This is a genomic window from Maribacter huludaoensis, assembly GCF_029350945.1.
GTDB lineage: Bacteria > Bacteroidota > Bacteroidia > Flavobacteriales > Flavobacteriaceae > Maribacter > Maribacter huludaoensis.
The window spans coordinates 74,795-93,190 of the sequence record NZ_JARKMS010000004.1 but is presented as its reverse complement, the minus strand read 5'-3'; the positions used below and the strand labels follow the sequence as shown (position 1 = coordinate 93,190).

Below are 18,396 nucleotides of genomic sequence, written 5' to 3'. Positions count from 1 at the left end.
CATATGACGGACGAACTGGAATTATTGAAAAAAGACTGGCAAAAAAAGGAATTTAACGTTCCTAAATTGAGCTATGATGAAATACATAAAATGATATGGAAGAAATCTTCCTCTATTGTAAAATGGATTCTCATCATTAGCATTTTAGAATTTACCGTACCTCAACTATTGTATCTTCTACCATCGTTTCAAGAGGGCATGGAAATCTATGAGAATATAGGTATTGCCAAATACTTAAAAGTATTATCTGGCTTAACTTATTTGGTAGCATTTTACTTTATCTTCCAATTTTACAAAAGGTTTAAGGAAATCTCAGTTTTAGATAATTCCAAGAACTTGATGAAGAAAATAATAAAGACCAGAAAGACCGTTAAACACTACGTCATCTTTTCATTATCCATGATTATGGTTACCATAATCGTAATGATCATTGGTGTCTATTTGAACGATAATATTATTTCTGCTTTTCCTGAACTAAAAGATAGTCTAGAAAATATATCTGCAGAAAAACTAAAAATAACCGTAATGCTTTCCATAGGTATTTTTGGTATTATCTTAACTTTGGTAATGGGCGGAATATACTTTTTACTCTATGGCCTGCTACTAAGAAAACTGAAGAAAAATTATAGTGAACTAAAACATTTGGCAGTTTAAGACTGTCTCCATTTTCGTTGTTTGTTCTCTTCTTCAACAGCCAATAAATCTTTCTTAGAGATTACCTTTAAAAATGAGGGATGCTGCTCTATGGCATATTCTAATTTTTCAATAATAGATTCTGAAGATTCATTTTCATAATCTATTTGTAACGGCTCTTTAATAACCATAGATTGAAGAATTCCCTTTTTCTTGACACGCAATCCTTTTTTATCAAAAGAACGTCTAAATCCATCAATAACCACTGGTACCACTACTGGTTTATATTTTTTAATAATATGTGCAGTTCCTTTTCTTAAAGGTTTCCAAGGTGTAGTGGTTCCTTGAGGGAAAGTAATTACCCAACCATCGTTTAAAGCTTTACCAATACTAGAGATATCACTCATTTTTACTTGACGCTTAACATCTTTACCTTCAGATCTCCAAGTTCTCTCTACACTAACAGAACCGGCATAGGCCATAATCTTGGTCAAAAGACTTTTTCTCATAGTCTCTGCCGCCGCAACATAATACATATTCAATTTAGGCTGCCAAATATACCCTAGGTTTTTAATGGAATCTTCCCTACCGCTTAAACTAGCGTTGAATACATGGAACATTGCTACAACATCTGCAAAATACGTTTGATGGTTACTTACGAACAATACATTCTTATCTGGCAGATTTCTAATAATATCCGAACCTTCGATCTCTAACGTATTAAATCTTTTATAACGCTGATGCGAAAGCACTGCCAATATTCTAATTAGCCACTTTTTAATGAATAAGTTATGCCCAAAAGGGTTTTTATCAAATAATCCCATAGAATGCTAAAATAAATAAATATGACTTACAACACCTGCTTTAATAACTCTTTAATCTCATTCAGCATCATTGCCGTTGCTCCCCAAACTATATAACCATTTAATTTAAAGGCAGGTACTTCAATGTCTACGGCATAAGAGGTGGTAATTTTTTTACTAACTACTTTTGCTTCGTCCAAAAAATCATGTACCGGTACCTCTAAGATCAATTCTACTTCTGACTCTTGTTTTACAAAAGGTTTTGGCTCTTTATATAAGCCAATATAGGGCTGTACAATGAAATTGCTTGGCGGTATAAATATTTCGGATATTTCCTTTACCAAGGTAACATCGTTGGGGGCTACCCCTACTTCTTCATAAGTTTCCCTAAGTGCCGTGGTCAGTAGGCCATCATCTGACTTCTCTGCTTTACCACCCGGAAAACCTACTTGGTTAGAATGTACACCTTCATACGTTTTTCGTAATATCAACAGTAAATTGGTGTTTTTATTTACCGTTGGATAAAACAATGCCATAACTGCCGCCTTCCTTGGGTTCTTCTTTTTTAGATTTATTCTTTGTAAATCTTCAATTCTACTTTCTGGAGCCATTTTGTACTGCGAAGCTTCTCCCGGTAGCGGCAGATCTTTTATTTTTGATATTCGTTGTTCAAAAAAATTGAAATCCATGCGTTCACTTAAATTCTATATATCGCTTTTTGTGGCTACAGTCACTTTTGCTAGCTGCAAAGATACCCCTAAGAAAGCAGACAGCACAACTTCTAACGCTACACCTACTATAGACTCTACTAAAATTACGGAAAAAGGGGTTACTAAAGATGCGCAAGAAGAAGCTTTTGAACTTACCGAGGACAATGCCATAGACTTCTTTTATAACTATGAAAAAACTTTAAAATCAAACAAAGTTAAGATAACCACCAGCTTAGGTAGCTTTACCATAGAATTATATGAGAACGTACCCTACCACAGGGCCAATTTCATTTACCTTACCGAAAACGGATATTTTGATTACACTCAATTTCATAGGGTAGTTAAAAATTTTATTATTCAAGGCGGAAATTCAGACGATGAAAGAACCGGAAAAAAAAGAAATGATCTAGGAAGATATCTTTTACCGCCAGATACACGAAAAGGCCATAAGCACCATCGAGGTACGGTTTCTATGCCAAGTAGTGAAATGGACAACCCACACATGTTAGCAAGCCCATTTGAGTTTTTTATCGTGGTAACCGATCCGGGCTCTTATCATTTAGATGACGAATACACACCTTTTGGAAGAGTGATAGAAGGCATGGATATAGTAGATAAAATTAACAATGTGCCTGTAGAAAAAGGAGATTGGCCGTTACAGAACATTTATATTCAAAAAGCCGAAGTTTTAGAGTAGCAGTTGGTTGTGGGTTGTGGGTTGATGGTTGATGGTTGATGGTTGATGGTTGATGGTTGATGGTTGATGGTTGATGGTTGATGGTTGAAATTTAGCTATTTGGCTTCGCCAAATAATCAAAAAAAATTTTACACTTCTTCTCGATAGATATTTGGTAGCGAGATTTTAAATCGCACTGCCAATACTCTCATAATAATGATAGTTACAATTGCCATGCTATAAGCTATGGTATTTTGTATTGGAAATTGAATTAAAAGAAAATATACCAAGCCCCCTAAGATACAAACGGTTGCATAAATCTCTTTTCTAAATATTACCGGTATTTCATTACACAAAATATCTCTGATCACACCACCAAAAGATGCTGTAATAGTACCCAGGGCAATACACATAACCGGTGGTAGATCTGCTGCCAAACCTTTTTCAATACCAACCATAGTATAGAGACCAATTCCTATAGTATCAAAAAGAAATAGTGATTTCCTCACATATTTCAATTGCTTAAAAAATATGATAGCCAACAAAACAGTGATTACAATTATCATTAAGTGCATGGGTGCATTTAACCATCCTACGGGTCTTATACCTATTAATAGGTCCCGTAAAGTTCCCCCACCTACTGCCGTTACAAATGCAATAATAAATACACCAAAAGCATCCAGTCTTTTATCCATAGCAACCAAAACCCCGGAAATTGCAAAGGCAATGGTTCCTAAAATATCAATGATGAAATAGAACATTCATTATAGCTTTTGAGTAAAGTAATTATAATCTTTTAGAACAGTATCTAAATACTGTTTATCATACAGATCTGAATTGGTCTGCAATATACTATCTACTTTGTCCCTAAGCGCTTTCATCGTTTTAAAATCATTACTTTTTTGGGCTATACCAAAGGTTTCCTTGATCAGTCTTACATCTTTGTCGGTCAGCATGGTAACGTTTACAAATTTAGGTACATATGTATCTTCTACCTCTTCTAAGATGGTATGTGAAACTTTAGTTTTATTCTTAGTACTGATCACCACGGTACCTGCCGCGGCATCGCCCAATCTTTGTCTTTTTTCTGAAAATAAGATGGTTAGGATACCTATAGAACCCACAAAAATCCAAATATCTACCAAACGAAGCATCCATCGAATTAAAAAATTACTCCAATTTACGGGCGACCCATCGACAGATACGACCCTCATCTTCATAATCATTTTACCTACAGTTCTGCCATTGAAAATAATGTGCATAAGCAAACTGTAAAACATTGCAGGTAACGCAATTAAACCCATAACACCTCTCTGTGTCCAGCCATCATCATATATGTAACCTATGGCATCGCCTACTAAATTCACTAAAAAATAATAGAGATATAAAATAAATGCATCTATAAAAAAAGCCACTATTCGCTCACCAATACTAACAATAGTATAATTAAGGTTCACATTTTGCGTTGTATTGATTTGAAGGTTATTCATTAAGTCTTAAATTTAACAAGGTAAATATAGTTTATGCGCGAAGCCGCTTTTGTAAAGCAAAATAAGGAAAAATGGATAGCATTTGAAAAAGCTGTCAACCTTGGTGCTACTTCAAACCCAGATGAACTTGCCAATGGCTACATTCAACTGACCAATGATTTAGCTTACGCGCAAACGTATTACGCAGAAAGTAAGACTTTATTGTATTTAAATGAATTAGCTTCACAGGCACACCAAAAAATTTACAAGAACAAAAAAGAAAGCAAAAACCGTATCAAAAGTTTTTGGGTTACGGAATTTCCTCTTTTTTTTAAACAATACCACAATACGCTGGGCATCGCTTTTTTAATTTTTGCCATTGCTACCGCCATTGGTTCTTTATCTGCCTTGAACGACGCTACATTTGTTCGTTTAATTTTGGGTGATGCCTATGTAAATGAAACCCTTAACAATATTGCTAACGGTGATCCTGCCGCTATTTACAAGGGGGGCAGTGAAATTGGTACATTTTTAGGGATTACCATTAATAATATACGTGTTGCATTCTTAGCATTTGCATTTGGGGTAATTACCAGCATTGGTACCGGTTATATTCTTTTTAGTAACGGGGTAATGCTAGGTGCCTTTATAACTTTTTTTTATACAAAGGGTGTATTTTTTGAGGCGAACAAGCAAATTTGGTTGCATGGTACCATTGAAATTTCAGTAATTATAATTGCCGGTTGCGCCGGTATAATTATGGGAAACAGTATTCTTTTTCCAAAAACGTACTCTAGGCGCGTTTCTTTTATGAAGGGTGCTAAAGACGCCCTCAAAGTTGTAGTTAGCACTATTCCGTTTTTTATCATTGCAGGCTTTATTGAAGGGTTCATTACCAGATATACGGATATGCCAAATTGGTTGGCATTTCTAATTATAGGCGCTTCTTTATTCTTGATCATATTCTATTACATAGTATACCCCACCATACTTAACAACCAACATGAAAGACAATTACATACCGTTACAAGTAAACCGTGATTTTAGCGGATTAGTAACCGTTTATTTCGATTTTTTTAAACAGAATATTAAAAACTTCACCAATGTTTTTATAAGCTATAACGGTGTGTTCATAATAGGACTTTTAATTACCAGTTACTTATTGGTATCCGGATTTTTAGGCATGATCGCCCAAGAATCTAGCAGTAATTCTTTTGCCGCCGGAAATGAATTTGAACAGGATTACTATTTGTACCTGGGAATAGGTGGTTTTTTGTTCGTCATCATTTTTTTAGGTGTAGCGTTCTTGAACTATTCATTATCTACCAGCTACATGATCAAATATATTGAGACCAAGGACAAAAATGTAGATAAAAAAGAGGTTTGGCACCTAGCTAAAAGTCAATTTGGCAATATCTTTCTATTTGTATTATTGTTAATACCCATTTACCTGGTATTTCTTATTGTAGCTATAATATTGGCCATTATTCCCCTCTTGGGTTTTATTGGGCAATATATAGTTCAGTTCTTTTTGACCGCTTGGGTAGGTGTATCGTTTTTTGACATGCTTCAAAAGAAAAAAGGAGTTACAGAGGCGTTAGGCGAAGGTTGGAAACTAGTGACCACTAACTTTTGGAAATCCGTAGGCGTCAATTTTATATTGGGAATTTTACTAGGCATCTTACTTATGATAGCATTGATCGTTCCAGGCATTATTATAGGCATCTACACCTTTCATGTGGTAGAAAACAATGTAGACTACTCCCACTCTATTGTGTCTACCATAGTGTACACTTTAGGCACTTGTATGGTTTTAATAATTGCAGTTTATGGGCAGTGCCTATCGCAATTTGTAAACGGTATTCTTTATTATGCATTACATGAAAAAGCTTACAACGAAAATACTAGGGCAGCAATTGAACAAATAGGTCAAAACGATTAAGTTGAGGTATACCGTTTCTATCATATTCTTTTTATTGATCACCTTGGTGTCCGTTGCACAAGGTACAAATGACAGCATCGTCAAAATAGATTCGTCATCTGTACTTACCGTACGTACTATTAATGAAAATCTCTCTAATAAATATACGGGAGATGAGTTTGATTATACTTTTAAAACCGGGGAATCCCAAAATCTACTTGCCCGGTTTATTAATTGGGTGGGGCAAGGACTAAGTAATATTTTTGGTATCAATATATCGCCACAATTACTGGAACTTATAGAATACTTTATCTATTTTTTATTGATAATCTTGGTAATATACCTTGTTGTAAAGTTGTTGATCAACGAAAATTTCAATTCCCTTTTTCAGAAAAAAGCAAAAACGGTAAACGATATCAATTTAACCGAAGAGCATATTGAAGGTATTGATATCAACAAATTATTGCATGAAGCCGTTGAACAAAAAGACTACCGTCTTGCCATACGTTATCAATTTCTGCTTACGCTTCAAAAATTATCTAAAAATGATATTATAACGTGGCATTTTGATAAGACAAATACAGATTATTTCACGGAAATCAAGCAACCTGAAATTAAAAGAGGATTCAAAAAAATAGCTTACCTATATGATTATATATGGTATGGTGAGCAGATTATAGATGATGTTAAATACACGAAATCGGTTTTGGATTTTGAATCGATAAACAAACAAATTCAACCATAATTTGGGTAAGCGTTCTAAAATAATACTCGGGCTTTTGATTGCGGTGCTAATTGGTATCATCGTTATAGAAATTGTGCGTCCTAGACCCATTAATTGGAGACCTTCATACACGTCTGTTTCTAAAATACCCTTTGGCTGCTTTGTGCTGTTTAACGAACTACCTAATATTTTTTCCAATAGCGAAGTAAAATCTGTTGAAAGTAGCATGTACGATGCCTTATTACAAAGAGATAGCACAATACTTTCTAATTATCTTATCATAAACGATTATATCTACTTAGACGAACAGGAAACAAATCAGGTTTTAAAATATGTTGCCAACGGTAATCACGTTTTTATAGCTACCAATAATCTTACAGGAAAATTAGCCGATACTTTAAACATTGAAGTTACACAACAGTATGGTATTCAAGAAGATTCGGTCAAAGCTTCTTTTACGAACAAAAGTTTCCAGCAGAAAGATTTCTTTTTTACCAGAGGGGTCAACCCCAGCTATTTTGTAAGTTTGGATACCTTAAATACAGAAATATTAGGACACTTGGAATTCAAATCTTCCTCATTGTTAGAGACCAACGAAGAAGAAACCAATGTGCGCCCAAATTTTATAAAAACATCTTTTGGAAAAGGTAATTTCATCATTAACACCTTACCGGTCGCTTACACCAATTTTTACATTTTAGGCAATAACAAAAACTATACTACCCAGAGTCTTTCTTATCTAAATAATCACTTTTTATATTGGGACGATTATAAAAAATCTGGAAGAAAAGTGATTACTTCGCCTATGCGATTTGTATTAAATCAGCCCGCATTAAAATGGGGTTATTATCTATTGGTAATCGGTTTGTTATTATTTGTAGTGTTCAAAGCAAAACGAGAGCAACGAATTATTCCGGTAATAAAACCATTAGAGAATTCATCTGTAGCATTTGCAAAAACTGTTGGATCTCTCTATTACCAGAACAGGGATTATACCAATTTAAACAACAAAAAGATCACCTATTTTTTAACCTACATTAGAAATAGGTATTACGTCAACACTACAATTTTAGATGAAAATTTAATTACACAATTAAGTGCCAAGGCTTCAAAATCCAAAGATGAGACAAAAGCATTGATAGAACTTATAGAAAGTCTAAAAAATAAACCTGTACATACAGAAAAAGACTCTTTAGTACTGGTACAAAAAATAAATACATTTAAACAATCTTATGGAAGATAACACGCAAGATGACAACAACGTAGAATTTAATTCGCGTATAGATCTCACCAAACTTCAAGAATCCGTTGCCAAGGTAAAATCAGAATTGGGCAAGGTTATTATAGGTCAACAAGAAATGATCGAGTTATTGATCGTTTCCATTTTGGCGAACGGGCACTCGCTTATTGAAGGTGTACCTGGCGTAGCTAAAACGGTAACGGCAAAACTTTTGGCAAAAACAATGAATGTAGATTTTAGTAGAATACAATTTACGCCAGATTTAATGCCAAGTGATATCTTAGGTACTTCTATCTTCAATGTAAAAACATCTGAATTTGAGTTTAAAAAAGGACCTATTTTCTCTAATATTATTCTAATTGATGAAATAAACCGTGCACCCGCAAAAACCCAGGCCGCCCTTTTTGAGGCCATGGCCGAAAGACAGATTACCATTGATGGAAATGAATTTGACATGCAACCGCCCTTTCTGGTCTTTGCAACTCAAAACCCCGTAGAACAAGAAGGAACATACAGACTACCGGAAGCGCAATTAGACCGGTTCTTATTTAAAATTAACGTGCACTACCCTACATTAGAAGAAGAAATTCAAATACTGGAGAACAAGCATCAACAGAAAAATACCAATGTTGAAGCAATGATCAATTCCGTTCTTTCTGCAGAACAAATTGCCGCATACCAACTGGTGATAAAGGATATCATTGTTGAAGATAATCTACTACGGTATATTGCCGCCATAGTTGACAATACCAGAACTAATGCCAATTTATACCTAGGTGCTTCTCCAAGAGCCTCTATTGCCATTTTAGACGCTTCCAAAGCGGTTGCCGCCATTAATGGAAGGGACTTTATTACACCAGATGATATCAAGAAAGTAGTGGGTCCAATACTAGGACATAGAATTATTTTGACGCCGGAAAGGGAAATGGAAGGCTATACGGCCGAAAAAATGATCAATGACCTTATACAGACCATAGAAATTCCTAGATAAACAATTGTGAAAAACATATTCAAAAATATATTTCTTAAAAAAAGGTTTTTTCTGGTATTAACAGGGATTATCCTTTGCTTTTTGCTATCCTATATTTTTGAGAATATCCTATTTATCGCCAAATTACTTTTTTACTTGTTCTTGGCGCTTACAATTGTAGATATCATACTTTTATTTTTATCAAAAGGAAGTGTCATTGCCGACAGAATAGTACCTGATAAACTCTCTAACGGAGATGAAAACAAAATAGAAATAAAGGTTACCAATCAGTATCTTTTCTCTAGTAGCGTCAATATAATAGATGAGCTTCCGTTTCAATTTCAAAAGCGAGATTTTAATTTCCATAGCTTATTAAAATCCGGAGAACAAAAGTTCTATTCCTATACTGTTAGACCCGTTGAACGAGGTGTGTATAGCTTTGGCAACTTAAACGTATTTGCTACTTCACCTATTGGTTTTTTAGCTAAAAGATATGCGTTTGATCAAGGTAAAGAAGTACCTGTATACCCATCGTTTTTGCAACTTCGCAAATATGACCTTTTAGCTTTTAGCAATCGCTTAATGGAGTTTGGAATTAAAAAAATAAGACGTATTGGGCATACGATGGAGTTTGAACAGATCAAAGATTATATACAGGGTGATGATATTAGAAATATAAATTGGAAGGCGACCGCCAAAAGAGGTCAATTGATGGTCAACCAATTTCAAGATGAGAAATCACAGCCCATATATTCAATTATAGATAAAGGAAGGGTGATGAAAATGCCCTTTAAATCTCTTAGCTTATTAGATTACGCCATAAATGCAACATTGGTCATCAGTAATATTGCCTTGAAAAAAAACGATAAGGCAGGTATGTTTTCTTTTAGCAATAAAATAGAGAACAGGGTGGTTGCAGAACGTAGAAGTTCTCAAATGAACCTTATTCTTGAAACGCTTTATAACCTAAAGACCAATTTTGTAGAAAGTGATTTTAGTAGATTATATATTGATGTAAAAAGACATTTACCTCAACGCAGTCTTTTACTATTATATACCAATTTTGAAACCTTAGATGCGTTGCACCGCCAACTACCTTATTTGCAGGCTATAGCAAAACAACATTTATTGGTCGTTATTTTCTTTGAAAATACGGAGCTCTTCTCTTACGCACAAGAGAGCCCAAAAAATACCTTGGAAGTCTATGAACAGGCTATTGCAGAAAAATTTATCTATGAAAAACAATTAGTAGTCAATGAACTAAGAAAGTATGGTATACAGACTATTTTGACCAAACCTGAAAATTTGACCATTAATACCATTAACAAATACCTGGAGATCAAAGCGAAAGGACTTCTATAAACTACCTAAGAAGATACGCCGCCTGTAATTCCGAAGTAATATCCCCCGTTCCATTTTCAACAAAAGCGGGTAGCTGAATTTGATTTAAGTGGTCTACTTGCACCACAAGGCAACCACAGCTTTTACCTCTTCTATTTCTACCCCTACCACTACCTCCGTTACCAGTAAAAACTTCTAAGGCTAAAGCAGATATAACTCCGCCCAGTGTGGTAAATACTACGTCTCTTGTTTCCCAAACACCTCCTCTAGAAGAATCATAAATAGCTTCTTTTGCCAAACCTGCCGCAAAAGCACTACCTACCGCACCTGCCCAGGTCCATGCCCTTTCTCCATTAGATAGTTTATGTGCCGTGTAACCGCCAACGCCTCCAATTACTATACCAGCGCCCAAGTGTTTAACGGCATCTGCGCTATCTTGCGCATATATATTGATCAAAAAAAACAACAGTAATGTAGTAATGAAATATTTCATAATACCGAGGGATTTTTTTTGTGAATAACGTTTTTATTCAATGAAAAGTATGCAAGCCTTAATTTGGAAGTTGTAAAAAAATCACTTAACCTTTATACTATAATAGGTATTAGCTTTGGTAATGTTTAATACCAAACTACGACTAAATCACCATCAAAAAATAGCAGAATGAAAACTATAGTACATAAATCTAACTCTAGAGGACATGCAGATCACGGTTGGTTAAATTCTTACCACAGTTTTAGTTTTGGAAATTACTATGACCCCAATCGTATGAACTTTGGGGCGCTACGTGTTCTAAATGATGATACGGTAGCTGCTGGCCGTGGGTTTGGAACTCACCCACATAAAAATATGGAAATCATATCTATACCATTAGAAGGAGACCTTCAACATATGGATGATTTGGGAAATTCTACAGTTATAAAATCTGGAGATGTGCAGTTAATGAGTGCAGGAACAGGTGTAGCGCATAGCGAGTATAATAAGAACCAAGATAAAGAGGTCAAATTTTTACAGATATGGATTATTCCAAATAAAGAAGAGGTTACCCCAAGATATGATCAAATATCAATTAAGGATCTTGCAACAAAAAACAGTCTATATCAAATACTTTCTCCCAGCCCAGATGATGCCGGTGTATGGATTCATCAAAACGCATGGTTTTATCTTGGCGACTATGAATCTGGAAAAACAGACTCATATCAATTAAAGAACAAAAAGAACGGAGTATACATGTTTGTCTTAGAAGGTGAAGTAGAAATAGCAAATGAAATACTTGATAAACGTGACGGATTTGGAATTTGGGATACCACAACGTTTAATTTCAAAGTACACAAAGAATCCAAGCTCCTTTTTATGGAAGTTCCTATGACTTTTTAAAACGTTTTACATTAAAAGTGATCACTAAAAATGTACTAAAAAAGAGTTTTTTTTAGCTAATAATGCTATCACTTTCTTATATTTAAGTAAAATCTGACACTAAAACCTCTCCCCCCAGTTAAACATATTTTTTAATTCAGATTTAACGTAAACAACAAAATATTTATTTTTAAGTGTAGTTTTTAAAATTATATAGAACATACATACAATAAATTAAAAAAGTCACTATACACTAACTTGAATAGCTTGTCTAAACTTAATTCGACATCAGAAAATAACAATTTCAAAAGCAGAAACTTTTTAGACGAATTTGGTCTTATAACCATTGTGTCCACTGTTTTCACCTTTGTCGTATTCATTTATACGCTTGTATTTCATTCTGCTACCGAACAGATTCTAGCAGGTATAGTAGCTATTGGTTTTGCAATAGGCTTTTTACTAAACCGCTTAAAACGTCATCGTGCAACCAGAATTTACATGACATTGTTTCCTCCAGTGATGTTCATGACCCTTATTTTTTTGATAGGTGGCTTTTTTGGTCAAGCAGTGGCATTTGCGACAATGGGTTTTTTAGCTTTTATAGGCTTTAGAAGAAACCCTAAATTACGCAATGCCATTATCGCCTTTGATATTCTAGCATTCATTGTACCCACAGTTTATATTTCTATTTATGGACCAATTTTAGGTACCATAGATGTACCTTTTGATGAAATTTTTGCTTTTTTGGCTTGTTTGGGCTGGCTATCGTTAACCTTTAGAATGTACGATCAAAACAAAACAAGAACATACACTACAGATTTAGAAAATCATTTGGAAGCTCTAAAAGAAAGCGAATTGAATTTAAAGAAAGCCCAAAATGATCTTAAACTTCAAAACAGCAAATTAGCCGTTTTGAACAATGAACTGGAATTAAAAAATACACATATAGAGGAATTTACTTTTATAGTCACACATGATTTAAGGGGACCGCTCAATAATATAAATGTTATTGCCAAAGAATTGGAAAAACAACATGACACTTCTAATTATACAAATTTCAACAGCTATTTAAAGCATTTACAAAGTAGTTCTACCAGATTGACAAATTTGGTGGAGGGACTTTTAAAATATGCCGAAATCGGTAATTCTAGCGAAATGGAAAGCGTGGACATTTCTAAAGTGGTACGCCTTGTGGTAGATGATTTTTCAGAAATAATTAAAGAAACGAATACCACGATTACCATTGGCGAATTACCTATAATTACCGTAAGACCTAATGATATAGGTATGCTTTTTCAAAACTTGATCCATAATGCATTAAAATTCAGGAACACTGGCACAGATCCTATAATTACCATAGCTTCTGAAAAAAAAGAAAACGAATATCTCTTCAGCGTTACCGATAACGGTATAGGAATACCTAAAGAGCAACAAGCTAAAATCTTTAATGCTTTTCATAAACTACACAATCAGTCTAAATTTGAGGGATCGGGTATTGGTCTATACGGCAGCAAAAAAATAGTGGACCATCACCTAGGTAAAATATGGGTAGAGTCAGAAGAAAATAATGGTAGTACTTTTTATTTTACGATTAACACCAATTCTTTGGAACTTAAGCAGAATGAAAAACAGCCTACAGTGCTCAATTAAAAGAATACTTCTAAAATTCGAAGTAAACATTATTCGTATTTTTAGAACAATTCAATTATGGAACTATGGACAAAAATTATATAAAAATATTTGGTGGCAATTCTATTGAAGCAAAACGGATAGAACTAGCATTAATAGAGAATAACATCTCACCTATACTAAAAGATGAAAAGGAATCTGCACGTTTGGCAGGCTTTGGATCACCATTGCCCGATCTCGTTGAAATCTACATTAATAAAGATGAAGAAGAAAAAGCTTTGGCCATAATTGCAGAACTTAATAGTTGATTATATAAAAAGCCTCTATAAATAGAGGCTTTTTATATTGTCCGATATTAATTTGAAATTATCCCTTGGTTAAAGGAACTATTTCCAATTTTCTAAATTCTACAGGTCCGTGATCACCTTGTATCATTATAGGTCCGGCCTCTGCTTCATTATTATCTAAAGCTCCACCAGTCATTGCTACAATATTTTGATTAGAGATAATTGTTTTTCCATTTGCTACAATAGTAACTCTTCTACCTATCAGCGTAATATCATAGGTTTGCCATTCGCCCGCTTTCTTAGCGGCATTTTCATTTGGGGTCAACAATCCATAGATTCCTCCAAAATAAATTGAAGAAGGTTCCAACCCAATGTTATCAGCTATTTGCACTTCATAACGCCCTCTTAAATAAAGTCCGCTATTACTATTTTCAGGATACCTAAATTCTGCATGCAATTTAAAATCCTTGAATTTTTCTTCAGATACTAAATTGACTCCAGGTTTAGAACTGGTCAATATACCATCTAACACCGCCCATTGATTGCCTGGTTTCATCTCCCATCCATTTAAGTTCTTTCCATTAAAAAGTTTTATGGTCTTCCCTTCCTTTGCATTTTCATAATATGGAAGTTTTGGTGATTTTATTGCTGTCCAATTATATGTTTTACCATCTGCATATATCATGGTTCCTTCTAGCCCTTCTCCAACTATTTTTCCTTCAAATTCCATATTGGCAGCTCCCGGCTCCCATTGCGGCGGTATCATAAAAGAAAATAATTCTCCGTGCTTTTCAATTTCGGCTATAGGTCTTGCGCTACCAAAAGCATATGTAAATCTTCCGATCAATGTATTGGTACCTGAGTGCCTAATTTCTAACCATGAAGGTAGTTTCTTTCCTTCTTGGTCAATTGTCAAATTCCATTTCCCCTCTAAAGGATGACCTTCTTGCGCTTGTACAAGTGTTAAACCGATAGTCATCAGTAAGGCAAATACAGCTGTTTTAATAGTATTCATATCATTGTTAGTTTTATAAAAATCAAATATAGCAGAACTTTTAATTAGACTTTCATCACACGAATTTAAATGTCGTCTATATTTCAAATTGATAAATCTATATCATATATGGTTAATAACTTAACAACTATTCAATTTCTTACCTAATTATCTCCATTATTCGCTACATTTAAGTTTCAATTCAACCAAACAACAATGACATTTTTAAGAAAATTCCTTTTAGGGATAATAGCCCTATCTTCTTGTGTTTCATGTTTCAATAAAAAACCCGTTGAAATTCCATTAACCATTCAACAAGATAGTACCGACCTTATTGAAATGGCAAAATTGGCACGGGAAACTATTACTGCTGAAGTTGCAGACGGACTAGAACTAAGTCTTTGGGCTTCTGATTCCTTAGCTCCAGACCCCATTGCACTTGATATTGACAATGAAGGCAATGTATACATTACACGTACCAATAGAGCCAAAAACTCAGAATTTGATATTAGGGGCCATAGAGATTGGATGACAGAATCTATCTCCCTAGAATCTGTGGAAGATAGAAGAGCTTTTCTTCATAAAACTTTTGCTCCTGAACTTAGTAAAGAAAATGAATGGTTACCTGACCTAAATAATGATAGCATTCACGATTGGCAAGATCTTGCCGTTGAACAAGATGAAATTTGGATGTTACAAGATACCGACAATGATGGTATTGCAGATATTTCTACCCAGATCATGAACGATTTTAGTGATGAAATCAATGATGTGGCAGGCGCACTCTTAGTACGTGATAATGATATTTTTGTTGGTATTGGTCCAGGTATGTATCGCTTAACAGATACTAATGGCGATAAAATTTTAGACGAAAAAACCAGTATTGCAGAGGGTTTTGCCGTACATATAGGATTTAGTGGTCACGGTATGTCCGGTGCCATAGAAGGTCCAGATGGTAAAATATATTGGGGCATTGGTGATATTGGTGCAAATATTACTACCGTTGATGGTGAAAACCATAAGTACCCAAATGAAGGGGTAATTGTAAGAAGTAACCCAGATGGTAGCAATTTTGAGGTTTTTGCTCACGGTCTGCGCAATACGCATGAGTTTGTTTTTGATGCCTACGGAAATATTATTTCTTCCGATAACGACGGTGACCATAAGGGTGAAAGTGAACGCCTGGTTCATATCGTAGAAGGTTCAGATGCTGGGTGGAGAGCCAACTGGCAGTATGGAAAATATACGGACCCAAAGAACAATAGCTATAATGTTTGGATGGATGAAAAACTCTTTACCCCACGTTGGAATGATCAAGCCGCGTATATCATACCTCCTATTCAGAATTTTCATAACGGACCTACGGGAATGATCTATAACCCTGGTACCGCGTTGGGCAAAAAGTGGATGGACAAATTTTTCTTAGTAGAATTTGTAGGTGACCCCAGCAGATCACATATTTGGTCTTTTGATCTAAAACCGAAAGGTGCCTCTTTTGAACTAAAGAGTGAGGAATCCATCTTATCCGGAGTATTGCCTACAGGTATTGATTTTGGTCCAGATGGCGCACTATACCTTGCCGATTGGGTAAATGGTTGGGGAACCAAAAACTACGGAAGAGTATGGAAATTAGACGTTACGGACCAAACCAATGATCTTGAACAAGAAAGGTTAGAAACACAACGGTTAATGACCCATAATTATGAAGATGACAAAACTGATAATCTTATAAAACTACTCTCATATGATGATATGAGAATTCGGCAAAAAGCACAATTTGAACTTGCCAAAAGAACTTTTTGGGGATATAGAGCCTTAGAAAAGGCTTTAACTGAAGAAGAAAACCAATTTGCACGTATTCACGCCATATGGGGTATTGGGCAAATTGCGGCAAAAGATGTTGATGATGCTCAACCTTTATTAAATCTATTAAGTGACGAAGATCCTGAAATTGTTGCGCAAAGTGCAAAAGTTCTTGGTGATGTAAGGTACGGGAAAGCTGCCGATAGTTTAATAGCATTGACCACCCACCAGAACGATCGGGTTAAGTTCTATGCTGCCCAAGCATTAGGAAGATTAAAACATGAAAACGCCATTGAACCACTTTTGGCAATGATCGAAGCAAATAATGATCAAGATCTTTACCTAAGACATGCCGCCGTATTGGCTCTTGCAAGAATAGGAAAAGCAGAACCAATTGTAGCGCTTGCTAATAATGAGAACAGAAGTTTGCGTATTGCAGCAGTTCTTGTCTTGAGAAAATTACAAGACCCTAATATTTCAATATTTTTATCTGATAAAGATGAGTATATAGTAACGGAAGCCGCTCGTGCCATAAACGATGATCTTTCTATAGAGGCTGCATTGCCGGCATTGGCAGCTACACTTAATAATGAGAAATTCACCTCAGAACCATTATTGAGAAGAGCGATCAATGCAGCTTTACGCGTTGGTGGTGATGAACAACTAGATTTCCTTATCAATTTTGCAAAGCGTAAAAGTGTTTCCAGCGATTTACGTGGCGAGGCTCTTGCCGCCTTGGGAACTTGGAACAATCCTTCTCTCTTAGACCGTGTAGATGGTAGATATAGAGGGGAAATAATTAGGCAAAACGGTCAACTAGAAGAGAAGATCAGAAAAGATATCCCTTCATTTTTAAATGAACGCCAACCTGAAATTTTAATTGGTATTTCAAAGACATTGAGTGCAGTAGGTATTACCAATTATAACAATGAGTTATACGCTATCTTTAAATCGAACAAATCTGCAGATGTACGTGCTACAGTATTGAACACTTTAGGGCAATTAAAATTCGAACAAATGGAAACTGCCATGTCCATTGGTATGAAAGACAGCAATGAAGAAGTAAGAACAGCAGCTGTAGGTCTATTGGCGCAATTAAATATACCTAAAGAAAAACTTCCTAATATTGTAGACCCCATATTTAAAAGAGGCTCTATATCTGAACAACAAAGAATGTTAAATGTTTTAGGTGACCTACCTGTAGAAAACAGCAATGCATTACTATCTAGTTTAATTAATAAAGCCAGTAAAGACCAACTTAAACAGGGTATATTATTAGATTTAATGGAATCTGTAAACGCAACCGAAAACCCAAAATTAATAGCTCAATTAGACAAACTTAAGGAGGCTGGTTATTCTGCCGATTCTTATCAAGAAACATTATATGGCGGAAATTGGTGGGCCGGGCGATCTGTATTCAACAATAACCCCACGGCACAATGTGTACGTTGCCACTCAGTAAATGGTTCCGGTGGAGAGGTTGGACCAAAATTGGACAATATTGGCAAGATCTTGAACAGACAACAATTGCTAGAAGCGCTTATAGAACCTAGTGTACGTTTGGCACCAGGCTATGGCACCGTAACCATTACGCTGAAAGACGGACAAAAAGTACAAGGTGTTCTTATTGAGGAAAATGACAAAGAATTGCTACTAAGAACTTCTGAAGCGGAGCCTTTAAGAGTTCCTTTAATGAGAATTGCCAGTAGAGAGAATTCCATGTCGGCAATGCCTGCAATGGGTAGAATGATTTCAAGAAGAGAACTTCGTGATCTTATAGAATACCTTGGATCTTTGAGAAATAAAAAGCGGGTGATCGAAGGGGAAGATAAGGAGGTTTAA

18 protein-coding genes are annotated in these 18,396 nt (G+C 35.2%); 12 read left to right on the top strand and 6 right to left on the bottom strand.

Annotation, left to right across the window (positions count from 1 at the left end):
* Positions 1 to 3 precede the first annotated feature (3 nt).
* On the top strand, positions 4 to 654 hold the full coding sequence (locus PXC01_RS12715) for a hypothetical protein (protein ID WP_276472676.1): 651 nt from the start codon (positions 4 to 6) through the stop codon (positions 652 to 654).
* On the opposite strand, the gene PXC01_RS12710 is transcribed toward PXC01_RS12715, so the two are convergent.
* Both PXC01_RS12710 and PXC01_RS12705 read right to left on the bottom strand, forming a co-directional pair.
* Positions 651 to 1,457, bottom strand: a complete 807-nt coding sequence (locus PXC01_RS12710; RefSeq protein ID WP_276472675.1) for a lysophospholipid acyltransferase family protein — start codon at positions 1,455 to 1,457, stop codon at positions 651 to 653. The two genes, PXC01_RS12715 and PXC01_RS12710, sit on opposite strands and share 4 nt — an antisense overlap.
* A 26-nt stretch (positions 1,458 to 1,483) precedes the next feature.
* A complete protein-coding gene (locus PXC01_RS12705; protein WP_276472674.1) occupies positions 1,484 to 2,125 on the bottom strand; it encodes an NUDIX hydrolase in 642 nt (213 codons plus the stop codon).
* On the opposite strand from PXC01_RS12705, the gene PXC01_RS12700 reads away from it, so the two are divergent.
* Positions 2,124 to 2,843: a peptidylprolyl isomerase gene (locus PXC01_RS12700; RefSeq protein ID WP_276472673.1), complete on the top strand. Its 720-nt coding sequence runs from the start codon at positions 2,124 to 2,126 to the stop codon at positions 2,841 to 2,843. The two genes, PXC01_RS12705 and PXC01_RS12700, sit on opposite strands and share 2 nt — an antisense overlap.
* 128 nt (positions 2,844 to 2,971) lie before the next feature.
* On the opposite strand, the gene PXC01_RS12695 is transcribed toward PXC01_RS12700, so the two are convergent.
* Both PXC01_RS12695 and PXC01_RS12690 read right to left on the bottom strand, forming a co-directional pair.
* Positions 2,972 to 3,583: a trimeric intracellular cation channel family protein gene (locus PXC01_RS12695; RefSeq protein WP_276472672.1), complete on the bottom strand. Its 612-nt coding sequence runs from the start codon at positions 3,581 to 3,583 to the stop codon at positions 2,972 to 2,974.
* Between the two features lie 3 nt (positions 3,584 to 3,586).
* On the bottom strand, positions 3,587 to 4,312 hold the full coding sequence (locus PXC01_RS12690) for an RDD family protein (RefSeq protein WP_276472671.1): 726 nt from the start codon (positions 4,310 to 4,312) through the stop codon (positions 3,587 to 3,589).
* Between the two features lie 33 nt (positions 4,313 to 4,345).
* On the opposite strand from PXC01_RS12690, the gene PXC01_RS12685 reads away from it, so the two are divergent.
* The 6 genes from PXC01_RS12685 to PXC01_RS12660 are packed head-to-tail and all read left to right on the top strand — an operon-like array spanning position 4,346 to position 10,508.
* Complete coding sequence (locus PXC01_RS12685) at positions 4,346 to 5,332, top strand: stage II sporulation protein M (protein ID WP_276472670.1); 987 nt, start codon at positions 4,346 to 4,348, stop codon at positions 5,330 to 5,332.
* Entirely contained in the window at positions 5,295 to 6,233 is a 939-nt protein-coding gene (locus PXC01_RS12680) for a hypothetical protein (RefSeq protein ID WP_276472669.1), read from the top strand. The genes PXC01_RS12685 and PXC01_RS12680 overlap by 38 nt, the downstream gene beginning before the upstream one ends.
* A 1-nt stretch (position 6,234) precedes the next feature.
* The gene (locus tag PXC01_RS12675) at positions 6,235 to 6,957 is read left to right on the top strand and encodes a hypothetical protein (protein WP_276472668.1); all 723 of its coding nucleotides are present in this window, start codon (positions 6,235 to 6,237) and stop codon (positions 6,955 to 6,957) included.
* A gap of 43 nt (positions 6,958 to 7,000) precedes the next feature.
* Entirely contained in the window at positions 7,001 to 8,179 is a 1,179-nt protein-coding gene (locus PXC01_RS12670; protein ID WP_338089473.1) for a DUF4350 domain-containing protein, read from the top strand.
* Positions 8,169 to 9,167 (top strand): AAA family ATPase, encoded by a 999-nt coding sequence (locus PXC01_RS12665; protein WP_276472666.1) that lies wholly within the window; start codon positions 8,169 to 8,171, stop codon positions 9,165 to 9,167. Before PXC01_RS12670 ends, PXC01_RS12665 begins: the two co-directional genes overlap by 11 nt.
* Before the next feature lie 6 nt (positions 9,168 to 9,173).
* Positions 9,174 to 10,508: a DUF58 domain-containing protein gene (locus tag PXC01_RS12660; RefSeq protein ID WP_276472665.1), complete on the top strand. Its 1,335-nt coding sequence runs from the start codon at positions 9,174 to 9,176 to the stop codon at positions 10,506 to 10,508.
* Position 10,509: 1 nt separating this feature from the next.
* Here the strand turns inward: PXC01_RS12660 and PXC01_RS12655 are convergent, their stop codons facing one another.
* Positions 10,510 to 10,980, bottom strand: coding sequence for a hypothetical protein (locus PXC01_RS12655; RefSeq protein WP_276472664.1), 471 nt, complete (start codon positions 10,978 to 10,980; stop codon positions 10,510 to 10,512).
* Positions 10,981 to 11,148: 168 nt separating this feature from the next.
* On the opposite strand from PXC01_RS12655, the gene PXC01_RS12650 reads away from it, so the two are divergent.
* From PXC01_RS12650 to PXC01_RS12640, 3 genes are all read left to right on the top strand, one after another.
* A complete protein-coding gene (locus tag PXC01_RS12650) occupies positions 11,149 to 11,862 on the top strand; it encodes a pirin family protein (protein ID WP_276472663.1) in 714 nt (237 codons plus the stop codon).
* A gap of 246 nt (positions 11,863 to 12,108) precedes the next feature.
* On the top strand, positions 12,109 to 13,491 hold the full coding sequence (locus PXC01_RS12645) for a sensor histidine kinase (protein ID WP_276472662.1): 1,383 nt from the start codon (positions 12,109 to 12,111) through the stop codon (positions 13,489 to 13,491).
* Positions 13,492 to 13,556: 65 nt separating this feature from the next.
* A complete protein-coding gene (locus PXC01_RS12640; protein WP_276472661.1) occupies positions 13,557 to 13,778 on the top strand; it encodes a putative signal transducing protein in 222 nt (73 codons plus the stop codon).
* Between the two features lie 58 nt (positions 13,779 to 13,836).
* On the opposite strand, the gene PXC01_RS12635 is transcribed toward PXC01_RS12640, so the two are convergent.
* On the bottom strand, positions 13,837 to 14,772 hold the full coding sequence (locus PXC01_RS12635; protein ID WP_276472660.1) for a 3-keto-disaccharide hydrolase: 936 nt from the start codon (positions 14,770 to 14,772) through the stop codon (positions 13,837 to 13,839).
* A gap of 195 nt (positions 14,773 to 14,967) precedes the next feature.
* Here PXC01_RS12635 and PXC01_RS12630 point away from each other — a divergent pair, with 195 nt between their 5' ends.
* Entirely contained in the window at positions 14,968 to 18,396 is a 3,429-nt protein-coding gene (locus tag PXC01_RS12630) for a DUF7133 domain-containing protein (RefSeq protein WP_276472659.1), read from the top strand.

Coding starts and splice junctions, on each gene's coding strand:
- PXC01_RS12650 (WP_276472663.1), top strand. CDS start 11,149: ATGAAAACTATAGTACATAAATCTAACTCTAGAGGACATGCAGATCAC.
- PXC01_RS12655 (WP_276472664.1), bottom strand. CDS start 10,980: ATGAAATATTTCATTACTACATTACTGTTGTTTTTTTTGATCAATATA.
- PXC01_RS12685 (WP_276472670.1), top strand. CDS start 4,346: ATGCGCGAAGCCGCTTTTGTAAAGCAAAATAAGGAAAAATGGATAGCA.
- PXC01_RS12710 (WP_276472675.1), bottom strand. CDS start 1,457: ATGGGATTATTTGATAAAAACCCTTTTGGGCATAACTTATTCATTAAA.
- PXC01_RS12680 (WP_276472669.1), top strand. CDS start 5,295: ATGAAAGACAATTACATACCGTTACAAGTAAACCGTGATTTTAGCGGA.
- PXC01_RS12665 (WP_276472666.1), top strand. CDS start 8,169: ATGGAAGATAACACGCAAGATGACAACAACGTAGAATTTAATTCGCGT.
- PXC01_RS12705 (WP_276472674.1), bottom strand. CDS start 2,125: ATGGATTTCAATTTTTTTGAACAACGAATATCAAAAATAAAAGATCTG.
- PXC01_RS12695 (WP_276472672.1), bottom strand. CDS start 3,583: ATGTTCTATTTCATCATTGATATTTTAGGAACCATTGCCTTTGCAATT.
- PXC01_RS12690 (WP_276472671.1), bottom strand. CDS start 4,312: ATGAATAACCTTCAAATCAATACAACGCAAAATGTGAACCTTAATTAT.
- PXC01_RS12715 (WP_276472676.1), top strand. CDS start 4: ATGACGGACGAACTGGAATTATTGAAAAAAGACTGGCAAAAAAAGGAA.
- PXC01_RS12635 (WP_276472660.1), bottom strand. CDS start 14,772: ATGAATACTATTAAAACAGCTGTATTTGCCTTACTGATGACTATCGGT.
- PXC01_RS12640 (WP_276472661.1), top strand. CDS start 13,557: ATGGACAAAAATTATATAAAAATATTTGGTGGCAATTCTATTGAAGCA.
- PXC01_RS12700 (WP_276472673.1), top strand. CDS start 2,124: ATGCGTTCACTTAAATTCTATATATCGCTTTTTGTGGCTACAGTCACT.
- PXC01_RS12630 (WP_276472659.1), top strand. CDS start 14,968: ATGACATTTTTAAGAAAATTCCTTTTAGGGATAATAGCCCTATCTTCT.